The following is a 25465-nucleotide window of genomic DNA, read 5'->3' as shown; positions in this document are numbered from 1 at the left end:
CGGCGTTACATGCACCGCGCCGCACCCGCTCCGGCGGTCGCGGGCCCGGCTAGGGTCGGGCCATGTCCGCGCTGAGGTTCCACGGTCCGGTCCTGCCCGACGGGGAGGTGCGCGACCTGTACGTCGTCGACGGCCGTGTCACCTACGAACGTCAGGCCGGTGCCGAGACGGTGGCCGAGGGGTGGGTGGTGCCCGGCCTGGTCGACGCGCACAACCATCTCGGGCTCGAGGACCACGGGGCGGTCTCCGACGCCGAGACGGAGCAGCAGGCGCTCGACGACCGCGCGACCGGGGCGCTGCTCCTGCGTGACTGCGGGTCACCCGCCGACACCCGGTGGGTCCACGAGCGCGAGGACCTGCCGCGGCTGATCCGGGCGGGCCGCCACGTGGCCCGCACGAAGCGTTACATCCGCAACTACGCCCACGAGGTCGAGCCCGACCAGCTGGCCGAGACCGTCGCCCGCGAGGCCCGCGGCGGCGACGGCTGGGTCAAGCTCGTCGGCGACTGGATCTCGCGCGACGACGGTGACCTGATGCCGTCGTTCCCGCCCGAGGCGTTCGCGGCCGCGATCGAGGCCGCCCATGCCAACGGTGCGAAGGTGACGGCCCACTGCTTCGGTCGCGACGTGCTCCAGGGCCTGCTCGAGGCCGGCATCGACTGCATCGAGCACGGCACCGGGCTGTCCGTCGACCAGGTCGAGACGATGGCCGAGCGCAGGGTGGCGCTCGTGCCCACCGTCATGCAGACCGACAAGTTCCCCGAGTTCTCGGCAGCAGGCCGCAACAAGTTCCCCGACTACGCCGCGACCATGGACGAGCTCCACGCGCGCCGACGCGAGGCGCTGATGTCGGCGTACGAAGCCGGGGTGGCGCTCTACGTCGGCAGCGACGGCGGGGGAGCGGCGCGTCACGGCCACCTGGCCGGAGAGGTGCAGGCGATGCACGAGCTGGGACTGCCGGCCGACTACGTGCTGGGTGCCGCCTCGTGGCGGGGCCGTGAGTGGCTGGGCTGGTCCGGGCTCGACGAGGGAGCAGAGGCCGACCTCGTCGTCTACGACGCCGACCCCCGCGCCGACCTGTCGGTGCTGTGGCGGCCGATGCGGGTCGTGCTCCGCGGGCAGGTCGTGGCCTGAGCCCGGCTCAGGCCGCCGGTCGGGCGGGCCGGCCGGCGGTGAGGACGGCGGTGACGATCAGCACGACCAGGCCGGCGCCGCCGAGGGCGATGGGCACCAGGATCCCGACCAGCAGCCCGACGACGAAGGTGTCTCCCGACGGGAGCTGGCCGATCCGCACCTCTCCGGTCATGCCCCCGCCGTCGCACGTGACGGTCAGGTCGCCGTCACCGGTGTCGAAGCGCGCGACGGCCAGCCACTCGTTGACCGTGAACTCTCCGGTGACCCGCTGCAGCCGGAGGTCCGCTCCGCCGCCGTCGGTCATGGAGCAGGTGGCCGACGAGCCCTGGGGCGTGAACAGTGCGCGCTCCTCACCGGCGGCCACGCTGACCTGGTGCGGCTGACCGTCGGCGGCCAGCACGGCGTCCTCCCGGAACAGCGGGGCCAGCACCGTGAACAGCGAGGCCACGAAGACGACGGGGGCGAGGACCAGCAGGGCTCCGCCGATCACCCACCAGCGCGGCTTGGGGCGGTACTGGGTGGAGGTTGGCCCGCCGGGATACCCCGCAGGCGGTGGAGGCTGCGTCATGCGCCAGAGTGTGCCCTGCGGCCGCGGCCCGCACCGGTCACGGCGATTACCCGGCCGCGTCGGGCTCTGGCACAATGACCGGCTGAGTCGTGCGACCACCGGACCCTCTCATCCGGCGGCCGTACCGCCCATGGAGAGCGTGAGCCGGAAACCCCACCCGTCACCGCGCCCTCACCACACACCACTTACGAGGAGACACCACAGACGTGTCCGTCAAGATCCGTTTGAAGCGCCTGGGCAAGGTCCGGGTGCCGCAGTACCGCATCGTCGTCGTCGACTCGCGCAAGAAGCGCGACGGTCGCGTGATCGAGGAGATCGGCAAGTACCACCCGAAGGAGGACCCGTCCTACATCGACGTCACCTCCGACCGGGCGCAGTACTGGCTGGGCGTCGGCGCGCAGCCGAGCGACGCCGTCGAGGCGATCCTCAAGATCACCGGCGACTGGCAGAAGTTCAAGGGCCTGCCGGGCACCGAGGGCACCCTCAAGGTGGCCGAGCCCAAGCGTGACAAGCTCGAGGTCTTCAACGAGGCCCTCAAGGACGCCGCCAAGGAGCCCAAGGGCGCCGCGGTGACCAAGAAGGCCGAGAAGAAGACCGAGGAGAAGGCCGAGGAGAAGGCCGAGGAGCCCCGCGAGGTCCCCGCCTCGGAGACCCCGGAGGGCGCCGCCACGGAGGCCGAGGCCTCCGAGGAGGTCACCGCCGAGGACGCCGGCAAGAGCGAGGCCTGAGCCCGTGCTCGCCGAGGCGCTGGAGCACCTCGTCCGGGGGGTCGTCGACCACCCCGACGACGTCTCCGTGCGTGACAAGCAGCTGCGGCGCGGCTCGATCCTCGAGGTCCGGGTCCACCCCGACGACCTCGGCAAGGTGATCGGCCGCTCCGGGCGGACCGCCACGGCGTTCCGCACCGTCGTCTCGGCCCTCGCGGGCCGGGGAGGCGCGCGGGTCGACTTCGTCGACACCGACCGGAGGCGCTAGCCGCAGGTCGGCGACAGGACCGACCGTCGCCGCTAGGGCACCAGCAGCAGACACCCGACCGGGCGTCACCCCTCACGGGGTGGCGCCCGGTCGTGCGTCCCAGGGAAGTGTCTAGGCTCCTCACCGTGGCAGATCAGATCGAGGTCGTGGTCGGGCGCGTCGGCAAGCCCCACGGCATCCGCGGCGAGGTCACCGTCGAGGTGCGTAGCGACGAGCCGGAGCGTCGGTTCACGCCGGGTGCCCGGCTGCGCGTCGAGGCGCCACGGGGGTCGGTGGCGCCGTACGCCACCCTGACCGTCACCCGCACCCGCTGGCACCAGGGGCGGATGCTGGCCGTGTTCGAGGAGCTCGCGGACCGCAACGCGGCCGAGGCGGCGCGCGGCGTCGTCCTCCACGTGACGGTGGACGCCTCCGAGCGGCCGGAGGACCCGGAGGAGTACTACGACCACCAGCTGGTCGGCCTGCGGGTCGTCGACCTCGAGGGGCGGGAGCTCGGCGAGGTCTCCGCGCTCGTGCACGGAGGTGCGCAGGACCTGCTCAGCGTGCGCACGCCCGACCGTCGCGAGGCGCTCGTGCCCTTCGTGTCGGCCCTGGTCCCGGAGGTGGACCTGACCGCCCGACGCGTCGTCGTGGCCGACCGTCCTGGCCTCGTCACCCCGCTCCCCGAGGACTCCTGAGGGCCATCACAACGGCTCTGCGGCGACGTGGACACGTTCCGGTAACGATGAGCGGCGGTGCTTGCCACCCACTGTGACGCAGTACATGGTTGGCGGCGCTAAGCGTTTCAACGCGCACATTCTCAAGGAGGACCAATGAAGGTCAGGACGCCTTTGCGTGCGACCGCCGTGGCAGCGGCGCTCGTGCTGGGGCTTGCCGCCTGTGGTGGCGGCAGCAGCGAGGAGGAGACTCCCGCCGGTGGCAGCGAGCCGACCGGCCAGGCCGGCGGCGAGTACATCGCCGAGGTCACGGAGCCCTCGTTCCTCGCGCCCGGGTCGAACTGCTACGAGTCCGAGTGCTCGGCCATCCTCGACATGATCAACGACCCGCTGGTCTCGACCGACGCCGAGACCGGCGAGCTGGTCTTCGACGGCCTCGCGGAGTCCATCGAGCCCAACGAGGACCAGTCGGTCTGGACCGTGACCCTCAAGGAGGGCCGGACCTGGCACAACGGCGAGCCCGTGACCGCCGAGAACTTCGCCAACGCCTGGAACTACAGCCAGGACCCGAAGAACGCCCAGGCGACCGCCGGCTTCATGTCGCGGATCCAGGGCGCCGGCGAGGGCAAGACCATGAGCGGCATGAAGGTCGTCGACGACCGGACCTTCGAGGTCACCCTCAACGGTCCGTTCTCCGCCTTCGGTGCGCAGATGTCCTACGCCCCGGCCTTCGCTCCGATCTCGGACGAGTGCCTCGACGACATCAAGGGCTGCAACGAGCAGCCTGTCGGCACCGGCCCCTACCAGATGGACGGCCCGTGGCAGCACGACCAGGCCATCACCGTCGCCAAGTGGGGCGACTACGCGGGTGACCAGCCGGCCCAGGCCGACAAGGTGACCTTCCAGATGTTCACCAACCCGACCGCGGCCTACCGCGACTTCCAGAACGGTGGCCTCGACGTCATCAGCCTGGCCCCCGAGGTCTACCTCGAGGCCAAGGGCACCCTTGGCGACTCCATCATCGAGGAGCCCACCTCCACGCTGACCTACATGGGCTTCCCGACCGCGCAGGCCCCGTTCGACGACCCGGCCGTGCGCCAGGCCATCTCGATGTCGATCGACCGCCAGCTGATCGTCGACCAGGTCCTCAACGGCCTGGCCTACCCCTCCACCGACATCGTCACCCCGCCGATCCCCGGCTCGCGTGACGACGCCTGTGGCTACTGCGTCTACGACCCGGAGCAGGCCAAGCAGATCCTGGACGACGCCGGTGTCGACCTGTCCGGCGAGACCATCCAGTTCTACTTCAACGCCGACGCCGGTCACGACGCGTGGGTCGAGGCGGCTGCCCGCCAGGTCCAGGACAACCTCGGTGTCGACTACAAGCTGCAGTCGACCGAGTGGGCCCAGTACCTCGAGCTGCTCGACGCGCAGGACTTCACCGGTCCGTTCCGCCTCGGCTGGGGCCAGGACTACCCGTCGCCGGAGAACTACCTGCGCCCGATCGTGGGCACCGGTGGTGACTCCAACTACACCGGTTACTCCAACTCCGAGGTCGACGACCTGCTCGTCCAGGGTGACGAGGCCGGTACTCCGGAGGAGGGCATCGAGTTCTACCAGCAGGCGGGCGACGTCGCGCTGGAGGACATGCCGATCATCCCGATGTGGAGCGGCGCGACGGCGATCGCGTTCTCCGACGAGGTCACCGACGTGGCGTACGACCCGGCGGCTGCCGAGATCAACTTCTCGTCGATCTCCGTCGTCCAGTGACCTCCGGGTGGGGTCCCTGACCTCACCGTGAGGTAACGTCCACTGGCAACCTGAGCGGGGGCCGGGCCCTAGGGCTCGGCCCCCGACTCATGGGTTGCGCGCATTGAGTGACCGAAAGGGACGCACATGGGGCGCTACGTAGCCCGAAGACTCATCCAGTTCATCCCCGTGATCCTGGGGACGCTCTTCCTGCTCCACATCCTCACCACCGTCACGATCCAGGTCGTCGGCGACCCGGTGCGGGCGCTGTTCGGCGAGAACGCGCCGCCCGCGGAGATCATCCAGCAGCTCCAGGTCCAGTACGGGCTCGACGATCCGTGTCTCCAGCAGACCGGCAACCCGTGCTTCGGCCTGTTCGTCGACCGCCTCGGCCAGTACATGCAGGGCGACTTCGGCACCAACTACCGCGGCCGGTCGGTGAGCGAGCTGTTCCTCGAGCGTGTCGGGATCACGCTGCGGATGCAGTTCATCGCCCTGGCCTTCGAGATCGTGGTCGGCATCTTCATCGGCGTCCTGGCGGGTCTGCGCAAGGACAAGTTCATCGACAACCTGGTGCGCATCACGACCTCGGTCCTGATCGCGGTGCCGGTCTTCGTGGCGGGCTCGCTCGCCGTCCTCTTCATCGGCCTCAAGATCGGGCTGCCGCTGCGCGAGAGCGAGTGGGCGCCGGAGTGGTTGGGACAGATGTTCCAGGTCGGCTACAACCCCGAGTACCCCTGGCTCAGCCTCTTCCTGCCGGGCATCGTGCTCGGCTCGTTCTCGCTGGCCGCCATCGCGCGCCTGACGCGCACCAGCCTGATCGAGAACCTGCGGTCCGACTACGTGCGCACCGCACGGGCGAAGGGGCTCACCACGCGCCGCGTCGTGGCCATCCACACCCTGCGCAACTCGCTCATCCCTGTCGTGACCTACATCGGCATCGACCTCGGCCTGCTGCTCGGCGGGTCGCTGGTGACCGAGGGCATCTTCAACGTGCCCGGCATCGGCCTGCTCACCTTCCAGGCCATCCAGTCCAACGACACCCCTGTCATCCTGGGAGTCGTCACCGTGCTGACGATCGTCTTCCTGATCTCCAGCCTGCTGGTCGACCTCCTCTACGCCGCTCTCGACCCGAGGATCCGCTATGAGTGACATCAGCGCGGCCAGCGCCGCCTCGACCAACGTCGACTCCTCGGGACCCGAGGGCTCCGGGAGCAACCGGACGCTGTGGGGCGACGTCCGCTACGAGCTCTTCCGCAGCCCGGTGTTCTGGATCTCCAGCGTCCTGGTCTTCGTGATCCTGCTGATGTCGTTCTTCCCGTGGATCTTCGCCTCCACCTCGCCCAACGAGGCCGGTGCGTGCGAGCTGATCAACGCCCGGGTCAAGCCGACCTGGGACAAGCCGTTCGGCTACACCGCGGCCGGCTGCGACATGTGGTCCTCGCTCGTGTGGGGCACCGGGAAGTCGGTGAACGTCGCGATCCTGACGACCATCGGGACCGTGATCCTGGGCGTGGTGAGCGGCACCGCCGCCGGCTGGTTCGGCGGTCTGACCGACACCATCATCAGCCGCGTGACCGACATCTTCTTCGGCCTCCCGTTCCTGCTCGGCGCGATCGTCTTCCTGGCGATCTTCCCGACCCGCAACATCTGGACGATCTCGCTGGTGCTGATCCTGCTCGGCTGGACGTCGCTGACGCGCGTGATGCGCGGCAGCGTGCTCGCGACGAAGCAGAAGGACTTCGTCGACGCCGCCCGCGCGCTGGGTGCCAGCGACCTGTTCATCATCCGCAAGCACGTGCTGTCCAACAGCATCGCGCCGGTGATCGTCCTGGCGACGATCGGCCTGGGCTCCTACATCGGGGCCGAGGCCACGCTGACGTTCCTCGGCGTCGGCTACCAGCGACCGACCGTGTCGTGGGGCCTGCTGGTCAACGAGGGCCAGAACCTCGTGTTCGCCGGCTTCTCCCACCTGCTCATCTACCCGTGTGCGTTCATCGTCGTCACCGTGCTGGCCTTCATCCTGCTCGGCGACGTGCTGCGTGACGCCCTCGACCCCCGAAGCCGCTGAGGTGAGGCATGTCTGACACCACCACCCGTTCGCGGACCGACGTCTCCAGCGGTCCGTCGAAGTCGCCGCTCAGCGGCGTCGCGTTCGATCCCTCCGCCCCGCTGCTCGAGGTCGAGGACCTCCAGGTGGAGTTCCACACCAGAGACGGCGTCGCCAAGGCCGTCAACGGCGTCAGCTTCTCCGTCGGGGAGGGCGAGACGCTCGGCATCCTCGGAGAGTCCGGCTGTGGCAAGTCCGTGACCGCGCAGGCGATCATGGGCATCCTCGACACCCCGCCCGCGCGGGTCGCCGGGGGCCAGGTCCGGTTCCGCGGCGTCGACCTCCTCGCGATGGAGGAGAAGACCCGCCGGCACGTGCGGGCCAACAAGATCGCCATGATCTTCCAGGACGCCCTGTCCTCCCTCAACCCCGTCTTCACGGTGGGCTGGCAGCTCAGCGAGCTGTTCCGGGTCCACCAGGGGGCGAGCCGCAAGGAGGCGAAGGCGAAGGCCGTCGAGATGCTGGAGATGGTCGGGATCCCGGCCGCCAAGCAGCGCGTCGACGACTTCCCCCACCAGTTCTCGGGCGGCATGCGCCAGCGCGTGATGATCGCGATGGCGCTGGCCCTCAAGCCCGACGTGATCATCGCCGACGAGCCGACGACGGCCCTCGACGTCACAGTCCAGGCCCAGGTCATGCAGCTGCTCGCCGACCTCCAGCAGGAGATGAAGCTCGGCCTGATCCTGATCACCCACGACATGGGCGTGGTCGCCGACGTCGCCGACAAGATCTGCGTGATGTACGCCGGCAACGCGGTCGAGCAGGCCGACGTCTACCAGACCTACGAGAACCCGGCCCACCCCTACACGAAGGCACTGCTGGAGTCGATCCCGCGCGTGGACCAGAAGGGGCAGGAGCTCACGGTCATCAAGGGTCTGCCGCCGGTGCTGACCAACCAGCCTCCTGGCTGCGCGTTCCACCCGCGCTGCACATTCGCCAAGGACAAGTGCAAGGAGGAGAAGCCGAGCCTCTACCCCGTGCCCGGCGGACGCTCCAGCGCGTGCCACTACTGGGAGGAGGTCGTCGCCAAGTGAGCACCGACGCGACGCAGGCCCACGACTCGACCACGACGGACAGCCGCGAGACCGTCCTCGAGGTCCGTGACGTCAAGAAGCACTTCCCGCTCACCCAGGGCATCGTGTTCCAGCGGACGGTGGGGCACGTGAAGGCGGTCGACGGCGTCTCCTTCGACCTCCGCAAGGGCGAGACCCTCGGCATCGTCGGCGAGTCCGGCTGCGGAAAGACGACCCTCGGCCGCCTGCTGATGGGTCTCGAGACCGCCACCGACGGCTCGATCAAGCTGCTCGGCCAGGAGATGGTCGGCCTCAACCCCGGTGAGCTGCGTCGGATGCGGCGTGACATCCAGATCGTGCTGCAGGACCCCTACTCCTCGCTCGACCCCCGCATGACGGTCGGCGACATCGTGGGGGAGCCGTTCGACATCCACCCCGACGCCCTGAAGGGCCGCGACCGGCGCAAGGTCGTGCAGGAGCTGATCGAGGTGGTCGGCCTCAACCCCGACCACATCAACCGCTTCCCCCACCAGTTCTCCGGAGGCCAGCGCCAGCGCATCGGCATCGCGCGGTCGCTGTCGCTGCGGCCCAAGGTGCTGGTGTGCGACGAGCCCGTCTCGGCGCTCGACGTCTCGGTCCAGGCGCAGGTCGTCAACCTGTTCGAGCAGCTGCAGGACGAGTTCGGGCTGTCCTACGTCTTCATCGCCCACGACCTGTCGGTGGTGCGCCACATCTCCGACCGGGTCATGGTGATGTATCTCGGCAAGGCGGTCGAGCTCGGCAACGAGCAGCAGATCTACTCCGGACCGACCCACCCCTACACCCAGGCGCTGCTCTCGGCCGTGCCCGTGCCGGACCCCCGGCTCAAGGGGCACCGCGACCAGATCGTGCTGCAGGGCGACGTGCCGAGCCCAGCCAACCCGCCGTCCGGGTGCAGGTTCCGCACCCGGTGCTGGAAGGCCGAGGACATCTGCGCGTCGGAGGAGCCGCTCCTCCAGATCCGCGAGTCCAGCGACCACCTCTCGGCGTGCCACTTCGCCGCTGCTCGCGACGTCATCCACGCCAGCGAGGTCGAGGACTCCTGACGGTGCCCACCACCGGTCGTGCCCGTCGGGGGCGCACCCTGGTGACGACGCTGGCGCTCGCGCTGGCGGTCACCGGGTGCGCCACCGGCGGGGAACCGTCCCCCGCGCCCGACCCGACCGGCCCCGAGCCGACCTCGACCATCGCACCCTCCGACAGCGACGGCATCACCACCACCTCCGACGTCTACCCGACGTGGGAGCCCATCAACGGACTGGCCGTGCCGCGCGACGACTTCGGCACGGCCGTCATCGGCGACGACATCTGGGCGCTCGGCGGCATGACGGGCGAGCGTGGCAACCGGCTGCTGTCCATCGAGGTCCTCGACACGACCTCAGGCGAGTGGTCGACCTCCGACATCGAGATGCCGGTCGGGGTCGCGTCGTTCGAGACGGTGGCCATCGGCCGGCGGATCTACGCCTTCGGTGGCTTCGACGCGACCAGCCAGGCGATGGACTTCGCTGCCGTGCTCGACACCGACACGGGCACGTGGCGCGACCTGCCCCCGCTGCCCCACGCGCGCTACGCCCACACGGCGACGCTGCACGACGGCAAGGTCTACGTCATCGGCGGCCGCGACCTCGACGGCGAGATCGCCGACGTCGACGTGTTCGACCCACGGACCGAGCAGTGGGACACCCTCGACACCCCGATGCCGAAGCGACGCGCGCGCGACTCCCACAAGACCGTGTCGACCCCCCGGGGCCTGGTCGTGGCCGGCGGCCAGAGCGACTTCGAGGACAGCGCCCTGGTCGACCTGTTCGACCCGGAGACCGGTCGGTGGCGCACGCTGCCGGACCTGCCGGAGCCGATGTCACGTGCCGGGCTCGCCCTGGCCGACGGCAAGCTCTGGATCACCCTCCACGAGTCGGCCTACGTGATGGACGCCGACGAGCTGAAGACCTGGGAGGAGGGCAACGCCCTCACCCTGTCGCGCCACGGCATGGGCGTGGTCGTCCACGACGGCTACATCTACAACATCGGCGGCTGTGCGCTGAACCCGTTGCGCGACGTACGGACCAGCGACCGGCTCGCCCTCGGCTGATGCGCGTCGACGTCGTCTCGATCTTCCCCGACTACCTCGCGCCTCTCGACCTCTCGCTCGCGGGCAGGGCCAGGGCTGCGGGGCTGCTCGAGGTGCGCGTCCACGACCTGCGTGACTGGACCCACGACCGCCACCGGACCGTCGACGACACCCCCGCGGGTGGCGGCGCCGGCATGGTGATGAAGCCCGAGCCGTGGGGCGAGGCCCTCGACGAGGTGCTGGGGGAGCGGAGCACGCTGGTGGTGCCGACCCCGGCGGGTCGCCCGTTCGACCAGGCGACCGCGCGCGAGCTGGCGACGCGGGAGCACCTGGTCTTCGCCTGCGGCCGTTATGAAGGCATCGACCAGCGCGTCGTCGACCACTACGCGAGCCGCGTCGAGGTGCGCGAGGTCTCGATCGGCGACTACGTCCTCAACGGCGGGGAGGTGGCCGCCCTGGTCGTGGTCGAGGCCGTGGCCCGGCTGCTGCCCGGCTTCATGGGCAACGCCGAGTCGCTGGCCGAGGAGTCCCACGAGGACGGGTTGCTGGAGTATCCCGTCTACACGAAGCCGGCGTCGTGGCGCGGCCACGACGTCCCGCCCGTCCTCCAGAGCGGTGACCACGGCGCCATCGCGGCCTGGCGCCATGACGCGGCGCTGCGGCGGACCGCCGAGCGTCGTCCCGACCTGGCGCACCCCGCACGGCTGGTCGGTCACGGGGGCGTCGAGCTGGTGGTGGCCCCCGGCGAGCCGGCTGATGCCGGGGAGCTGCTGACGCTGGAGTGGGCGTGCCTGCCGGAGGGCGAACGGCCGGAGGCCGATCCCGCGTCGTGCCTCACCGTGCGGGCGGGGGGCCGGCTCGTCGCCGCCGCACCGGCGGCCCTCGACGGTGCCGACTGGCGCATCGGCCCGCTGCTCGTGGCGCCCGACGTCCGCGGTGCCGGGCTCGAGGAGCTGCTGGTGGCCGAGGGGGTCGCGCGCGCTCCGGCCGGCGCGACGGCGTACGCCGTGGGGCTGGAGGGCCTCGGCCCCGACCGTGGGAAGCGCCTGGTCAGGACGCTGCGCAAGGAGGGCTGGCGCCCCGAGGGCCGCCTGCTCCGGCGCAGGCGCTGATTTCCGCCTCACCCGCTGCTCTGGCAGACTTGTCGCTTGGTCCAGTCGGCCAAACCCGGATCTCCCGAGGGTGCACGTCACCCGGCAGGGGATCTGCGTCGGAGCTCCTGCCACAGGGGGAGCCGGCGCCGCCGGTCGGAGAGCTGGACCACCCGTGTGATCCCTTCATACCGCGGCTGACCTGTGGCACCCGTGAGGAGAGACATGAGCAACGTCATCAGCGAGCTCGGCAACGCCATCAAGCGCGACGACGTCCCCGACTTCCGCGCCGGCGACACCGTCAACGTCCACGTCAAGGTCGTCGAGGGCAACCGGTCCCGCGTCCAGCAGTTCCAGGGCGTCGTCATCCGCGTCCACGGCTCCGGCGTCGGCCGCACCTTCACCGTCCGCAAGGTCTCCTTCGGCGTCGGCGTCGAGCGCACCTTCCCGCTGCACTCCCCGATCTTCGAGAAGATCGAGGTCGTCACCCGTGGTGACGTGCGGCGCGCGAAGCTCTACTACCTGCGCAACCTCCGCGGCAAGAAGGCCAAGATCAAGGAGCGCCGCGAGGCCTGAGGCGTCGACCAGACGTTCACTGGTTACCCTTCACAGCGTGACTTCCGACGACCGCGGTCCCCGCTCCTCCACCACCGAGGAAGCGCAGGGACCGCGGTCGTCGCACGTCCGGGACCAGAAGGAGTCGGGGGAGAAGAAGCACCTCCCGCTGTGGCAGGAGACGATCCTGCTGCTCGGGCTCGCACTCGTGCTGGCGGTCGTGATCAAGGCGTTCTTCGTCCAGGCGTTCTACATCCCGTCGGAGTCGATGGAGCCCGGGCTCATCAAGAACGACCGGATCCTGGTCGAGAAGCCGTCCTACTGGTTCAGCGGGGAGCCGCAGCGCGGGGACGTCGTGGTCTTCGCCGACCCGGGCGGGTGGCTCTCCGGGGCCGACGCCGTCGGACCTGACAGCCCGGTCGCGAAGGTGATGGGCAAGATCGGCCTCTACCCGCAGGGCGGTCACCTCGTGAAGCGGGTCGTCGGCGTCGGGGGCGACACGATCACCTGCTGCGACAAGCAGGGTCGCCTGTCGGTCAACGGCGTCGCCCTCGACGAGAATCCCTACATCCGCGAGCAGGGCATCCAGTGCGCCGGACCCCGAGGCGTCCCGGCCTGCGACTGGGAGGTCGGGCCGGTCCCCGAGGGCAGCCTGTTCGTGATGGGCGACAACCGCGGCCAGTCCGCCGACTCGACCGCCCACATGTGTCGGCCCGACGAGACCGACTGTGTCCCCGGCGACGAGTTCGTCCCCGTCGACCTCGTGGTCGGGAAGGTCTTCGTCCTGATCTGGCCCGCGTCCCGCTTCGACTGGATCGGTCGTCCCGACTCGTTCGCGGACGTGCCCGACGCCTCCTGACCGTGTCCACCCTGCCCCGCGGCCTCACCGTCCGGCGCGATGCCGGGCTCTACGGCTACGAGCGCGCGCTGCGTCGGGTCGGGCTCGACCCGATCGCCGGGGTGGACGAGGCGGGCCGCGGAGCGTGCGCCGGGCCGCTGGTGGCCGGCGCCGTGATCCTGCCGGCCGGGAAGGCCGGCATCGTGCCGGGCCTGGCCGACTCCAAGCTGTTGACCGAGAGGGCCCGGGAACGCTGCTACGACCAGGTCGTACGCCGCGCGCTGGCCTGGTCCGTCGTCGTGCTCCCTGCGGCCGAGTGCGACCGGCTCGGCATGCACGTGGCCAACGTGGAGGCGCTGCGACGGGCCGTGGCGCTGCTGGAGCTGCCGGCGGCGTACGTCCTCACGGACGGGTTTCCTGTCGACGGGCTCGGGACACCCGGGCTCGCTGTCTGGAAGGGCGACCGGGTGGCCGCCTGCATCGCCGCCGCGAGCGTGATCGCGAAGGTCACCCGGGACCGGATCATGCGGGGGATGCACGACGAGTTCCCGGCCTACGACTTCGCGACCCACAAGGGCTACATCACCGACGACCACACCGCCGCGCTCACCCGCCTCGGTCCCTGCCCCGAGCACCGGATGCGGTTCGTGAACGTGCGGCGGGCCGCGGGCCTCGAACCACCCTTGCCGGGGCAGAATGACCTGGTGGAGGAGATGTCATGAGCGCCGAGGACCTCGAGAAGTACGAGACCGAGATGGAGCTGACGCTCTACCGGGAGTACCGCGACGTCGTCGGCATCTTCAAGTACGTCGTCGAGACCGACCGGCGCTTCTATCTCTGCAACCAGGTCGACGTGAAGGCGCGCACCGAGTCGGGCGACGTCTTCTTCGAGGTGTCGATGAGCGACGCCTGGGTCTGGGACATGTATCGCCCCGCCCGCTTCGCCAAGAACGTGAAGGTCCTGACCTTCAAGGACGTCAACGTCGAGGAGCTCTCGCCCTCCGACATCGACCCGCCCAAGGGCTGATGCAGAGGTCTGGTCACATCTGACTAGACCGTGTGTGTCATCTTTCGATTTTGCCCTGAGCGGCTCTCGTTCGCCACTAGCATTCAGGTGCTGGAGTGGGTCCAGTGTCGAACGAGGGAGTGACCGTGCTGCTACGACGACGTGCCGACCGAGGTGCTTCGGCGGTCGAGTTCGCCCTCGTGCTGCCGTTCCTCCTGCTCCTCGTGTTCGGCCTGATCCAGTACGGCCTCTACTTCTGGGCGCTCCAGGGTGGTTCGGACCTCGCCCGTGGGGCTGCGCGGCTGTCGGCCGTCGGCAACGCCAACGACTGCACCACCCTCACCAACTCGGTCACCGGCACGCCAGCAGCGGCACCCGGCTATGCAAGCACCGTGCCAACAGTCACCAGGACCTACACCGATGCTGAGACGCCGAACGCGGTCCTGGGTCAGTGGGAGCCGGGGGACAAGGTCACCGTGACGGTGACGTTCACCGCGATCGACATGAAATTCCCCGTGCCCTTCATCCAGGGTGGCACGGTCAGCCAAAGGGTCGATGCCCGCGTGGAGCGCATCGACGGCCAACCAACGAATTGCTGACGCCGATGAAGAGAATGACCAGATCCCTGCTACGCCGCGACGATCGCGGTGCCGTCGCCATCATGGTGGCGCTTCTCGCGGGCGTGCTCATCATCGTCTCCGCGCTCTCCGTCGACCTGGGCAACGCGTGGTCGCGGGGACGAATCGTGCAGAAGCAGGCAGATATCAGCGCCCTCGCCGCAGGCAGCCTGCTGCCGCTGTCGTCGACCGACGCGCGGACGGACAACAACAGCAAGTCCGACTTCGCCGCGCTCGCGGTGACCTATCTCAACGACAACGTGGCGGCAGGGCAGGACGTGGCCGTCGCCTCTGAGCTCCTCGACGACGACTACAGCAACGGCGAGCTTGAGTTCTTCACCGACGACGGGACGGCGTGCGACAACGAGTGCACGCAGCTCACGCTGACGCCCCCGCAGGCCTACGTCGACTTCGGTCTGGCCGGGGCGGTGTCGCCGGGCACCAACGTGACCCGCAGCGCGACCGTCCGTGCCTTCTCGGAGCTGCCGCCCAAGGAGAAGATCGTCCCCTTCTGGCTGCCGTCCGGGTGCGGCTACGGCCCGGTGGACGCCGACACGACCCAGGGCCACGGACCCAACCCCCGCCCGGCTCCGGCGTGGGCCGCCAAGGCACCGATGGCCGCGGCGGCCGCGGCCCCGATCCCGATCAGCCCGGTCGGGACCCACACGCTCAGCAATCCGTCCCTCACCTACACGATCGCCTACAACGCCAGCCTCGAGTTCCAGCACCTGAAGATCACGAACGTCACGAACACCACGACGAAGGCGACCATCCGGGCGATCGCACCGAACGGCGAGTCGTTCACCGAGTACGCCTCCGCCGACGTCAAGAGCAACGCGAGCCAGTTCAACGTGGCCAACTTCACGGTGGCCACCGAGCTCTCGGCCACGCCAGGCGAGTGGAAGCTCTATGCGCTCATCACCGACGACGGCGTCGTGAAGTACTCGTCCAACTACATCTCCATCACCGTCGGGCCGAACCCCGCCAGCCCGACGGCCACGACCTCGTCGCCGACCGGCACGGGGACCGCCACCGGCACCGGCACGGGCACCGGCACCGCCACGGGGACCACCTCGGCCACGGCCACGTCGACGACCACCAGCATTCCGGTCGGTTGTGTCGGGCAGGACCGCGGCAACTTCGGCCAGCTCAACAGCGTCCGGGCCGTGTCGGGGGAGAACAACAACAGCGTCCGGCTCGCCTACAACCTCGCCAAGGGACTCGACCACCTGCCGATCCCCTACGTGTTCGCCGACATCCAGAAGGAGTGCGCGGACAAGAACGGCAACAACAAGCTGCCGCTGGGCCAGCTCGACAACGTCTCGCGTGCCGGCAACAACTGCATCATCGCTGAAGAGGGCAACGACGGGCCGCAGATCTACAAGGGCCTCATCAGCGGCATCGGTAGTGCTCCCGGCCGCCTCGACGTCGTGAACGGCGCCACCAAGACCGGCTGCAACGGCGGGGCGAACCGCAGCATCGGCACCTACACCATCAACAACGACGTGCTGTCGTGCTACCTCACCGGTGGCGCCACCCTCACCGACCTGACCGCCGAGACCGGCGTCGAGGACAACATGCTCGACGACGCGGTCAAGGACTCGCCGCGGTTCTGCTGGCTGCCGGTCGTCGTGGCGACCGACCGCGCCCAGAAGGGCTACCAGCCGCTCGTCGAGTACCTCCCGGCCTTCATCACCGACGAGAGCACGACGACCGCGGCGACGAGCAACAACGGCCTCGAGATCAACGGCAACTCGGTGTCGAAGCTCCGGATGTTCGTCTTCAACCCAGAGGCGCTCGGACCGGACCAGCAGTCGCCCGACATCGACTACGACCCCGTGCTCGGCGTCGCGAACGTCCGTCTGGTGGGCTGACGAGCCACTGGTCGTCCACAGGACGACCTCGGGGGCGGCCGTCCACAGGCGGTCGCTACCCGAAGGCCGAGGGTCCTCGCAGGACGCAACGCTGATCTCCGAGGAGGTCAGCGATGACGACGACGAACGAGGCGGTCACCCACAACCAGGCGCTGGGTGCCTACGGCGAGCGGGTGGCGGCGCGCCACCTGGTCGAGTCCGGGATGGTGCTGCTCGACCGCAACTGGCGCTGCGACGAGGGTGAGGTCGACCTGGTCCTGCGCGACGGCGCCGCCCTGGTGGTGTGCGAGGTCAAGACCCGCACCAGCACGGCCCACGGCCACCCTCACGAGGCGATCACCGACGACAAGCTCGCCCGCTTGATGCGGCTGGGGGAGCGGTGGGCCGACGCCCACCACCTCCACCCACCCGAGACGCGGGTCGACCTGGTGGCCGTCCTACGTCCCCGCAGGGGTGCGCCGCTGGTCGAGCACGTGCGGGGGCTGGTCTGATGGCCGTCGCCTCGACTCCCACCATCGTGCTCGACGGCGCGGTGGGCCACCTCGTCGACGTGCAGGTCGACGTCTCCGCCGGCCAGGCCACGCTGACCCTGGTCGGGCGGACCGACCAGTCGATCAACGAGGCGCCCCACCGCTGCCGGATGGCCATCCACAACACCGGCCTCCACTGGCCGACCACCAAGCGTGTCACGATCCTGTTCTCGCCGAGCGACCTGCCCAAGCGTGGCACCCACGTCGACCTGGCTGTCGCCCTGGCCGTGCTCAAGGCCGACGGCCAGCTCCGTCCCGCCGACGTCAGCGGGTCCGTCTTCATCGGGGAGCTGACGCTGACCGGCGGGCTCCGTGCGGTCCCCGGGGTGCTGCCGATGACCCTGGCGGCGTCCCAACGCGGCATCCGCCGGGTGTTCGTGCCGGAGCCGCAGGCCCACGAGGCCTCGATGGTGCCGGGCATCGAGGTGATCGGGGTCCGGTCGTTGGCCCAGGTGATCGCCGAGATCACCGGCGAGACCGTCCCGGAGGCCCCGCCCGTGGCTCCGATGTCCGGCAACCGGCTGCTCAGCTGGCGGGGCGAGCAGCGGCTCGACGAGGTCGACATGGCCGACGTCCTCGGCCTCCAGGAAGCGAGGTACGCCGTGGAGGTGGCGGCGGCCGGCGGTCACCACCTGTTGCTGTCGGGCCCCAAGGGCTGCGGGAAGACGACCCTCGCGGAACGGGTTCCTACGATCCTCCCCGACCTCAGCCTGCGGGAGTCGCTCGAGCTGACCGCGCTCCACTCGCTGGCCGGTGCTCTCCAGGACGGTGACGGGCTGATCCGGCGGCCGCCGTTCTCTGCGCCCCACCACGACGCCAGCAAGACCAGCATCGTCGGGGGAGGGACGGGCAAGGTCCGACCCGGCGAGATCAGCCGTGCCCACTGTGGGGTGCTCCTGCTCGACGAGTTCCCGCTGCTCCGGACCGACGTCATCGACGCGCTGCGCCAGCCCCTCGAGAGCGGCGAGGTCACCATCGCCCGCGGCGACGACGTCGTCACCTACCCCGCCCGCGGCCTGGTCGTCTTCGCAGCCAACCCGTGCCCGTGCGGGGAGTACACCGCGGACGTCCAGTCCAGCCGGTGCTCCTGCAAGGAGACCCAGCGGCGTGACTATCGCGACCGGGTCCGCGGACCGATCTCCGACAGGATCGACATCACCCGCCACCTGCTGCCGCTCAAGCCCCACGACGCGGCCGACCCCACCCGCCCGCCGGAGTCGTCGGCGGTCGTCCGGGGACGTGTGGCCGCGGCCCGGGAACGTCAGGCGCTGCGCTTTCGCGAGCGGTCGTGGGCGCTCAACGGACAGGTGCCGGGCCCGGTGCTCCTCAAGGAGTGGCCGCTCGGCCACCACGAGCAGCGCGTCATCGACGACGTCATGTACCGCGGCGGCCTCAGCCGCCGCGGCGCCACCCGTGTCCACCGGATCGCCTGGACCATCGCCGACCTCCGCGGGGTGGACTCGCCCGGCGTCGAGGACGTCGACACGGCGCTCCGGCTGCGGACCGGTGAGCCGTTGCTGTCCAGCGCGCTCCGGGCGGAGGTCGCCTCGTGACCGACGACCGCGCGGCGCGCGCTGCCCTCAGCCGCCTGGTCGAGCCCGGCAGCGCTCGAGCGGCCAGACTCATCGCCCACATGGGTGCGCCCGAGCTCTACCGACAGCTCAGGCACGAGCGGATCGACCAGGGACTCTCCGCCGACGCTGCCGGCCGCATGGTCGAGGTCGCTCCCGAGCGTGACCTCGAGCGCGCTGCGTCGCGGGGGATCCGGTTCGTCGTCCCCGGCGACGACGAGTGGCCGGACCAGCTCGACGACCTCGAGGCCTCCGAGGGCGTGGGCGACATGCGCGGACGGCCGTTCGGGCTCTGGGTCCGGGGCCCGGTCCGGCTCGACTCGCTGGCACGCTCGGTCGCCGTGGTCGGGTCGAGATCAGCGACGACCTACGGCGAGGACGTGGCGCGCGGCATCGCAGCAGAGCTCGCGCGCGACGACCGTCCTGTCGTCTCGGGCGCTGCGTTCGGCATCGACCAGGCTGCCCACCGCGGGGCGCTGGCCATGCGCGGCGAGTCGGTCGCCGTGCTGGCGTGCGGGGTGGACCGGGCCTACCCGGCAGCCCACCGCGACCTGCTCGACCACCACGCGACCCACGGCGCCATCGTGTCCGAGCTGCCTCCGGGCTGCGCCCCGATGAGGATGCGCTTCCTGGCGCGCAACCGACTGATCGCCGCCCTGACCTGCGGCACCGTCCTCGTCGAGGCGGCCATCCGCAGCGGGGCGCTCAACACCGCCGCGTGGGCCGACTCGTTGTCCCGGCCCCTGATGGGTGTCCCGGGCCCGGTCAGCAGTGCTCAGTCACAGGGGGTGCACCACTGGATCCGGATCGGTGCCGCGTCACTCGTCACCGGGGCTGCCGACGTGCTCGAGGTCGTCGGCAGCAGCGGCGAGCACGCCCGCGACGAGCCGCGGGCGCCGTCGCGGCCACGGGACCGGCTGTCCCGCACGCACCAGCGGGTGCTGGACGCCGTCCCGGTGCACCGTGCCGCGGACCTCGTGGCCGTGGCGCGGACGGCGGGACTCGCCGTCGACGACACCCGTGGCGCACTGGCCGAGCTGCTGCGTCACGGATTCGTCGAGCAGCTCCCCACGGGATGGCGGCTCGGCGAGGCCGCGCGGCAGGTCCCCGACGAACCCCTGTGGGCGACCTAGCATCGACCCATGCCCGAGGAGCCGCAGGAGCGTGATCGTGAGCTGCCGGAGCAGCTCACGACCGCCCTCGCCGACTACGAGCGCCACCTCGTGTCGGAGCGTGACCTCTCCGCCCACACCGTGCGGGCCTACCTCGGCGACCTGACCACGCTGTTCGACCACGCCGAGCGGCTCGGGGTGGAGCGTCTCGCCGATCTCGACCTGCGCACCCTGCGGAGCTGGCTCGCCAACCAGCAGACACGGGGGAGCTCGCGCACGACGCTCGCGCGGCGGGCGACGGCGGCCCGGGTCTTCACGGCCTGGCTGGCCCGCACCGGCCGGGTGGCGGTCGACCCCGGTGCGAGCCTGAAGTCACCGAAGGCACGGACGACGCTTCCCGGCGTGCTCCGGGCCGACGAGGCCCGGGCGCTCCTCGAGGCGGCCGCGGAGCTCGCCGACGACGGCAGTCCGGTCGGCGCCCGCGACGTGGCGATGCTCGAGCTGCTCTACGCGACGGGCATCCGCGTGGGTGAGCTGGTCGGTCTCGACGTCGACGACCTCGACCGCGACCGCCAGGTCGTGCGTGTGCTCGGCAAGGGTCGCAAGGAGCGCAGCGCGCCCTACGGCGCACCGGCCGCGCAGGCGCTCGCGCGCTGGCTCGAGACCGGACGACCGGCGCTGGCGCGGAGCGGGTCGGGCGCTGCCCTGTTCCTCGGCGCCCGGGGCGGACGGATCGACCAGCGTGCGGTGCGCACGCTGGTCCACCAGCGGCTCGCGGACGTCCCCGGCGCGCCCGACCTCGGTCCCCACGGGCTGCGCCACACCGCGGCAACCCACCTCCTCGAGGGGGGCGCGGACCTGCGGTCGGTGCAGGAGCTGCTCGGTCACGCGTCGCTCGCCACCACCCAGCTCTACACCCACGTCACGACCGACCGCCTGCGTCGCGCCTACCAGCAGGCGCACCCACGCGCCTGAGTCACCACCAGCGACGGGCAGCCCAGGTCTCCGCCAGCGGCTGCCAGGACGCCACCGAGGGAGGGCCGGCCGTGATCGGCGGCAACCCGTCCAGGGGCAGCAGCCGTACCGGCCCACCACCGACGAGCAGCAGCGGATCGAGGTAGTCGTCCCCGCGGAGCCACCCCCAGTGGAGGCAGACCCGCGGCAGGCAGTGGGAGCCGGGCAGGGTGAGCGCCCCGATCGGGTCGCCGGCGGCGACCTCGCTCCCGCGGCTGAGCTCCGTCGTCACCGGCTCGTAGGTCGTGCGGGTGTCGCCGTGGTCGACCACGACGACCGGCCGGCCGGCGATCATGCCCGCGAAGCCGATCGTCCCCGGCATCGCTGCGCGGACGGGCTGGCCCGCCACGCCGGCGAGGTCGACGCCGCGGTGGCCGGCGCCGTAGGCCGACTCCGGCGGGTCGTACGCCGCCACGACCTGCGGCTGGGGCCGCAACGGCCAGACCCCGACCGGATCCGGGCTCGGAGCCGGGGGAGCGGGGAGCGTGAGGAGGGTCGTCAGCAGGCCGGTCGTGAGCAGCACGCACCCAGACTCGGCCCACCGACCTGCGCGATCCAGCAGCTCCGGGCATCCTGTGGACCGTGGCGCCACCGGGCCTGCTGTGGACGGCTCCTGGTCCGCTCACCTCGCGATTACGCGCCTGTCCACCGCCTGGACTACCCTGTGCGGAGCACCTCACACCCGTGAGGTGACTTCGCACGTCCACCGACCGCGACGGAGTTGATCCCTGGCTCCGGTCGCCCGCGGGCGTCGGTCCTCGGTCCCGGTCAGCCGGGTCGGACCGCGTGTGGACGTCAGGGCCGAGGGCACCCGCCCGAGGCAGCAACTGAAAACCACGATGAGCAGGCGTCGCGCCGGCTCGGCCTGCCGCAGCACGCGGTCACGAAGGTCGGGCACGACGGTGGGCCTGCTCGGAGCAACAGGAGAATTCCATGGCAGTCGTCACCATGCGCCAGCTTCTCGAGAGCGGCGTCCACTTCGGTCACCAGACCCGTCGCTGGAACCCGAAGATGAAGCGCTTCATCATGACCGAGCGCAACGGCATCTACATCATCGACCTGCAGCAGTCGCTGGCCTACATCGACCGTTGCTACGCGTTCGTCAAGGAGACCGTCGCCAAGGGCGGCACCGTGATGTTCGTCGGCACCAAGAAGCAGGCCCAGGAGGCCATCGCCGAGCAGGCGACCCGCGTCGGGATGCCCTACGTCAACCAGCGGTGGCTCGGCGGCATGCTCACCAACTTCCAGACGGTTCACCAGCGGATCAACCGCCTCAAGGAGCTCGACGAGATCGACTTCGACGACGTCGCGGGCAGCAGCCGCACGAAGAAGGAGCTGCTGCAGATGCGCCGCGAGCGCGACAAGCTCGAGAAGTCGCTGGGCGGCATCCGCGAGATGGGCCGCACCCCCTCCGCCGTCTGGATCGTCGACACCAACAAGGAGCACCTGGCTGTCGAGGAGGCCCGCAAGCTGCGGATCCCGATCATCGGCATCCTCGACTCCAACTGCGACCCCGACCTCGTCGACTACCCGATCCCGGGCAACGACGACGCGATCCGTGCCGTCGGCCTGCTGACCCGCGTGGTCGCCGACGCCGTGGCCGAGGGTCTCATCGCCCGCTCGGGCGGCAAGACCGAGGGCGACACCCAGCCGGGTGCCGAGGAGCCGCTGGCCGAGTGGGAGCGCGAGCTCCTCCAGGGCGACGCCGACAAGGCCGCCGTCGCCGCGACCGGTGGCGACGCCGACAAGCCTGCCGAGGAGACCCCGGCCGCCGAGGCCACCGGCGCCGCTGCCGAGGCTCCCGCCGCCGAGGCTGCTGCGGAGGCCGCCACGGAGCCCACCGCCGAGCCCACCGCTGAGGTGGCCGAGGGCGAGTTCGGTGCTGACTCCGCCGCGCCGTTCGAGGACGGCGAGGCCCCCGAGGGCTTCACCATCAAGGGCAACAAGACCTCGAAGAAGTTCCACGCGCCGACCAGCCCCTGGTACGACCGGACCAACGCCGAGGTGTGGTTCCGCACCGCCGAGGCCGCCGAGAAGGCCGGCTTCGTCAACGCGGAGGCCAAGGCTGACGAGAAGGCCGACGAGAAGGCCGACGAGAAGGCCGACGCCTGATCGACCGCAGTCGCTGGGTGGCCCGGTCCGCCGGGCCACCCGCCTGCTCACCACCACAGAACCACGGAGGAAGAGGGAACATGGCGATCTCCGCCGCTGACGTGAAGAAGCTCCGCGAGCTGACCGGCGCGGGCATGATGGACTGCAAGAAGGCGCTCGACGAGGCGAACGGCGACTTCGACAAGGCTGCCGAGCTGATCCGCATCAAGCTGGGCAAGAAGATGGCCGAGCGGGGTGCCGAGCGCGAGGCGTCGGCCGGCCTGGTCGCCACCTCCGGTGGCGCGCTGGTCGAGCTCAAGTGCGAGACCGACTTCGTGGCCAAGGGTGACGACTTCGTCGCCGCGGCCCAGCAGATCGCCGACGCGGCCGCCGAGGCCAAGGCCGGCGACGCGGAGTCGCTCAAGGCCGTCTCCCTCGGCGACAAGACCGTCGGTGAGGTCGTCGAGGGCCTCGCCATGACGATCGGCGAGAAGATCGAGCTCGGCAACGTCGCCTACTTCGACGGTGAGGTCGTCTCCTACATGCACAAGCGTGCGGCCGACCTGCCGCCCGCCGTCGGCGTCCTCGTCGAGTACGCCGGCGAGGAGTCCGGCGCCCGCACCGCGGCGATGCAGATCGCCGCGATGCGCCCGAAGTTCCTCACCCGTGACGAGGTCCCCGCCGACGTCGTCGAGAAGGAGCGCTCCATCGCCGAGGCCACCTCGCGCGAGGAGGGCAAGCCCGAGCAGGCGATCGCCAAGATCACCGAGGGCCGCCTCAACGGGTTCTTCAAGGAGGTCGTCCTCCTCGAGCAGCCGTCGGTGACCGAGAACAAGAAGACCGTGAAGTCGGTCCTCGACGAGGCCGGCACCCAGGTGACCCGCTTCGTCCGCTTCGAGGTCGGCGCCTGACCTGAGCCACATCGCTCCGCGACGCGCCGGTCGGACCCACGGGTCCGGCCGGCGCGTCCTGCTGTGCGGGGTGCTGCTGCTCCTCGCCGTGGGGTGCACCACGCCACCACCACCGGCCGAGGCCCCCTCCGCCCGGGTGTCGGACTACCGTGCGCCGGCGGGACTGCTGCTTGCCGCTCCAACCCGTGAGGGCCAGGAGGCCGAGAACCGCACGTTCCGGGTCCTGGAGGACCTGATCGCCCACACGCCGGCGGGGGAGCGGATCCGCATCGTCGGCAGCTCCTTCTCCTACGTCCCGGTCGCCGAGGCGCTCGTCGCCGCCCACGAGCGCGGGGTGCAGGTCCAGGTGCTGCTGCACGACGTCGCGAACCGCGGCTGGAAGGCCCCGGAGGTCCTGCGTGCCGGTCTGGGCCAGGACCCCGAGGCCGACTCGTGGGTGCGGCTCGCACCCGGGGGCCTCCACCAGAAGGTCTGGTCGTTCACCCGCACCGGCCGCTCCCGCGACGTCACCCTGACGGGGTCGATGAACCTCACCTACCACTCGGCCGGCCAGTACACCGACATGTGGTCGTGGGTCGACCGCCCCGACGTACGCCGCGCGCTGGACCGCCGGTTCGACCAGCTGGTCCGCGGCCTGCCCGACCCGCCGCCTGCCGGTCCGCGGGAGCTGGGACGGGAGCGGATCTGGTTCCACCCCGGTCGCGACGGCGCTCCGGACCCGGTGGCCGTCCAGCTCGCGGCCGTCCCGCCGGAGGGCGCGCGGATCCGGGTCGTGATGTATGCCTGGCTCGACGAGCGTGGCCTCGACCTGGCCCGGCTGCTGGTCGCGAAGGACCGGCTGGGGGCGGACGTCGAGGTGGTGCTGGGGCGCAGCACGGGCCCCCAGGTCCGGGACCTGCTGGTCGGCTCCGGTGTCGAGGTCCACCCCGGCGTCTTCGAGGACGGTGACGACGTCCACCACAAGCTCACCGTCGTCGCCGGCCCGGGGCGGGGACACGACTTCGCGCTGACCGGTTCCGACAACTTCACGCAGGCGTCCCTCGGCCGGCCCGAGCTGCTGCTGCGGCTCGACCGCCCGCAGGCCCTGGCGGCGTACGACCGCTGGATCGACCGGCTCATCGCCCGGGGCGAGCGGGAGCAGGCAGGCGGGAACTGACCGCGCACCACCGGCCACGATAGGGTCGGCGTGGCCGTGCCCGATCGACGAAGGAGCCCCTTGACCAGGTACCAGCGCGTGTTGTTGAAGCTCTCCGGCGAGGTCTTCGGCGGGGGCAGCGTCGGCGTCGACCCCGACGTCGTGTCCCAGGTCGCCCGCGAGATCGCCAGCGTCGCCCGGCAGGGCGTGGGTGTGTGCATCGTGGTCGGCGGCGGCAACTTCTTCCGGGGTGCCGAGATGCAGCAGCGCGGCATGGACCGCGCCCGCGCCGACTACATGGGCATGCTCGGCACCGTCATGAACTGCCTGGCGCTCCAGGACTTCCTCGAGAAGGAAGGCATCGAGACCCGGGTGCAGACGGCCATCACCATGGGCCAGGTCGCCGAGCCCTACATCCCGCGGCGGGCGATGCGCCACCTCGAGAAGGGCCGGGTCGTCATCTTCGGCGCCGGCGCCGGGATGCCGTTCTTCTCCACCGACACCGTGGCCGCGCAGCGCGCCCTCGAGACCCGGTGCGAGGTCGTCCTCATGGCCAAGCAGGGTGTCGACGGCGTCTACACCGCCGACCCGCGCCAGGACCCGACCGCGACGAAGCTCGACGAGGTCACCTTCCAGGAGGCGCTCCAGCAGGGCCTGCGCATCGCCGACGCCACGGCCTTCGCGCTCTGCATGGAGAACAAGATGCCGATGATCGTCTTCGGCGCCGAGGAGGAGGGCGCCATCGCGCGCATCGTCGCAGGTGAGAAGATCGGCACGCTGGTCAGCGCCGGCTGACCGACCAACCCGAC

At 70.7% G+C, this 25465-nt stretch carries 27 protein-coding genes; 25 read left to right on the top strand and 2 right to left on the bottom strand.

Features of this window, described 5'->3' with window-relative positions:
• Positions 1–62: 62 nt before the first annotated feature.
• Positions 63–1133, top strand: a complete 1071-nt coding sequence (locus ABD091_RS02590) for an amidohydrolase family protein (protein WP_343915570.1) — start codon at positions 63–65, stop codon at positions 1131–1133.
• A 7-nt stretch (positions 1134–1140) separates the two neighbouring features.
• Here ABD091_RS02590 and ABD091_RS02585 read toward each other — a convergent pair whose 3' ends face one another.
• The gene (locus tag ABD091_RS02585) at positions 1141–1701 is read right to left on the bottom strand and encodes a hypothetical protein (RefSeq protein ID WP_343915569.1); all 561 of its coding nucleotides are present in this window, start codon (positions 1699–1701) and stop codon (positions 1141–1143) included.
• A gap of 206 nt (positions 1702–1907) precedes the next feature.
• On the opposite strand from ABD091_RS02585, the gene rpsP reads away from it, so the two are divergent.
• The 20 genes from rpsP (at position 1908) to ABD091_RS02485 (ending at position 20480) form a co-directional block, all read left to right on the top strand.
• Positions 1908–2429, top strand: coding sequence for a 30S ribosomal protein S16 (rpsP, locus tag ABD091_RS02580; RefSeq protein WP_343915568.1), 522 nt, complete (start codon positions 1908–1910; stop codon positions 2427–2429).
• A 4-nt stretch (positions 2430–2433) separates the two neighbouring features.
• The gene (locus ABD091_RS02575) at positions 2434–2676 is read left to right on the top strand and encodes an RNA-binding protein (protein ID WP_343915567.1); all 243 of its coding nucleotides are present in this window, start codon (positions 2434–2436) and stop codon (positions 2674–2676) included.
• A gap of 125 nt (positions 2677–2801) precedes the next feature.
• On the top strand, positions 2802–3353 hold the full coding sequence (gene rimM, locus ABD091_RS02570; RefSeq protein ID WP_343915566.1) for a ribosome maturation factor RimM: 552 nt from the start codon (positions 2802–2804) through the stop codon (positions 3351–3353).
• 168 nt (positions 3354–3521) lie between these two features.
• Complete coding sequence (locus ABD091_RS02565) at positions 3522–5102, top strand: peptide ABC transporter substrate-binding protein (protein WP_343915565.1); 1581 nt, start codon at positions 3522–3524, stop codon at positions 5100–5102.
• Between the two features lie 126 nt (positions 5103–5228).
• Positions 5229–6233 carry an ABC transporter permease gene (locus tag ABD091_RS02560; RefSeq protein WP_343915564.1) on the top strand — a complete coding sequence of 335 codons (1005 nt, stop codon included), beginning with the start codon at positions 5229–5231 and terminating at the stop codon, positions 6231–6233.
• Positions 6226–7152 (top strand): ABC transporter permease, encoded by a 927-nt coding sequence (locus ABD091_RS02555; RefSeq protein ID WP_343915563.1) that lies wholly within the window; start codon positions 6226–6228, stop codon positions 7150–7152. The genes ABD091_RS02560 and ABD091_RS02555 overlap by 8 nt, the downstream gene beginning before the upstream one ends.
• 8 nt (positions 7153–7160) lie before the next feature.
• Complete coding sequence (locus tag ABD091_RS02550) at positions 7161–8225, top strand: ABC transporter ATP-binding protein (RefSeq protein WP_343915562.1); 1065 nt, start codon at positions 7161–7163, stop codon at positions 8223–8225.
• Positions 8222–9289, top strand: coding sequence for an ABC transporter ATP-binding protein (locus ABD091_RS02545; RefSeq protein ID WP_343915561.1), 1068 nt, complete (start codon positions 8222–8224; stop codon positions 9287–9289). Before ABD091_RS02550 ends, ABD091_RS02545 begins: the two co-directional genes overlap by 4 nt.
• Positions 9290–9291: 2 nt before the next feature.
• Complete coding sequence (locus ABD091_RS02540; protein WP_343915560.1) at positions 9292–10332, top strand: Kelch repeat-containing protein; 1041 nt, start codon at positions 9292–9294, stop codon at positions 10330–10332.
• Positions 10332–11423: a tRNA (guanosine(37)-N1)-methyltransferase TrmD gene (gene trmD / locus ABD091_RS02535; protein WP_343915559.1), complete on the top strand. Its 1092-nt coding sequence runs from the start codon at positions 10332–10334 to the stop codon at positions 11421–11423. The genes ABD091_RS02540 and trmD overlap by 1 nt, the downstream gene beginning before the upstream one ends.
• Positions 11424–11627: 204 nt before the next feature.
• Entirely contained in the window at positions 11628–11978 is a 351-nt protein-coding gene (gene rplS / locus ABD091_RS02530; protein ID WP_343915558.1) for a 50S ribosomal protein L19, read from the top strand.
• 37 nt (positions 11979–12015) lie between these two features.
• A complete protein-coding gene (lepB, locus tag ABD091_RS02525; protein WP_343915557.1) occupies positions 12016–12816 on the top strand; it encodes a signal peptidase I in 801 nt (266 codons plus the stop codon).
• A 2-nt stretch (positions 12817–12818) separates the two neighbouring features.
• On the top strand, positions 12819–13517 hold the full coding sequence (locus tag ABD091_RS02520; RefSeq protein WP_343915556.1) for a ribonuclease HII: 699 nt from the start codon (positions 12819–12821) through the stop codon (positions 13515–13517).
• The gene (locus ABD091_RS02515) at positions 13514–13822 is read left to right on the top strand and encodes a DUF2469 domain-containing protein (protein WP_343915555.1); all 309 of its coding nucleotides are present in this window, start codon (positions 13514–13516) and stop codon (positions 13820–13822) included. Before ABD091_RS02520 ends, ABD091_RS02515 begins: the two co-directional genes overlap by 4 nt.
• A 119-nt stretch (positions 13823–13941) precedes the next feature.
• Positions 13942–14400 (top strand): TadE/TadG family type IV pilus assembly protein, encoded by a 459-nt coding sequence (locus ABD091_RS02510; RefSeq protein ID WP_343915554.1) that lies wholly within the window; start codon positions 13942–13944, stop codon positions 14398–14400.
• Between the two features lie 14 nt (positions 14401–14414).
• Positions 14415–16292, top strand: a complete 1878-nt coding sequence (locus ABD091_RS02505; protein WP_343915553.1) for a TadE/TadG family type IV pilus assembly protein — start codon at positions 14415–14417, stop codon at positions 16290–16292.
• Positions 16293–16405: 113 nt separating this feature from the next.
• Positions 16406–16783 (top strand): YraN family protein, encoded by a 378-nt coding sequence (locus ABD091_RS02500; RefSeq protein WP_343915552.1) that lies wholly within the window; start codon positions 16406–16408, stop codon positions 16781–16783.
• Positions 16783–18375 carry a YifB family Mg chelatase-like AAA ATPase gene (locus ABD091_RS02495; protein ID WP_343915551.1) on the top strand — a complete coding sequence of 531 codons (1593 nt, stop codon included), beginning with the start codon at positions 16783–16785 and terminating at the stop codon, positions 18373–18375. The genes ABD091_RS02500 and ABD091_RS02495 overlap by 1 nt, the downstream gene beginning before the upstream one ends.
• Complete coding sequence (gene dprA / locus ABD091_RS02490; protein WP_343915550.1) at positions 18372–19526, top strand: DNA-processing protein DprA; 1155 nt, start codon at positions 18372–18374, stop codon at positions 19524–19526. The genes ABD091_RS02495 and dprA overlap by 4 nt, the downstream gene beginning before the upstream one ends.
• Before the next feature lie 9 nt (positions 19527–19535).
• Positions 19536–20480 (top strand): tyrosine recombinase XerC, encoded by a 945-nt coding sequence (locus ABD091_RS02485; protein ID WP_343915549.1) that lies wholly within the window; start codon positions 19536–19538, stop codon positions 20478–20480.
• Between the two features lies 1 nt (position 20481).
• On the opposite strand, the gene ABD091_RS02480 is transcribed toward ABD091_RS02485, so the two are convergent.
• Positions 20482–21042, bottom strand: a complete 561-nt coding sequence (locus ABD091_RS02480) for a M23 family metallopeptidase (RefSeq protein WP_343915548.1) — start codon at positions 21040–21042, stop codon at positions 20482–20484.
• Positions 21043–21452: 410 nt separating this feature from the next.
• Between ABD091_RS02480 and rpsB the strand changes: the two genes are divergently transcribed.
• From rpsB to pyrH, 4 genes are all read left to right on the top strand, one after another.
• On the top strand, positions 21453–22631 hold the full coding sequence (gene rpsB, locus ABD091_RS02475; protein WP_343915547.1) for a 30S ribosomal protein S2, sunset domain variant: 1179 nt from the start codon (positions 21453–21455) through the stop codon (positions 22629–22631).
• An 80-nt stretch (positions 22632–22711) separates the two neighbouring features.
• Complete coding sequence (gene tsf / locus ABD091_RS02470) at positions 22712–23521, top strand: translation elongation factor Ts (RefSeq protein WP_343915546.1); 810 nt, start codon at positions 22712–22714, stop codon at positions 23519–23521.
• 70 nt (positions 23522–23591) lie between these two features.
• On the top strand, positions 23592–24677 hold the full coding sequence (locus ABD091_RS02465; protein ID WP_343915545.1) for a phospholipase D-like domain-containing protein: 1086 nt from the start codon (positions 23592–23594) through the stop codon (positions 24675–24677).
• A gap of 60 nt (positions 24678–24737) precedes the next feature.
• Positions 24738–25451, top strand: a complete 714-nt coding sequence (gene pyrH / locus ABD091_RS02460) for a UMP kinase (RefSeq protein ID WP_343915544.1) — start codon at positions 24738–24740, stop codon at positions 25449–25451.
• Positions 25452–25465: the final 14 nt, after the last annotated feature.

The sequence above is a fragment of the Nocardioides aestuarii genome (assembly GCF_039527245.1).
GTDB lineage: Bacteria > Actinomycetota > Actinomycetes > Propionibacteriales > Nocardioidaceae > Nocardioides > Nocardioides aestuarii.
The sequence above is the reverse complement of the archived record's forward strand: the minus strand, read 5'-3'. Positions and strand labels throughout refer to the sequence as shown.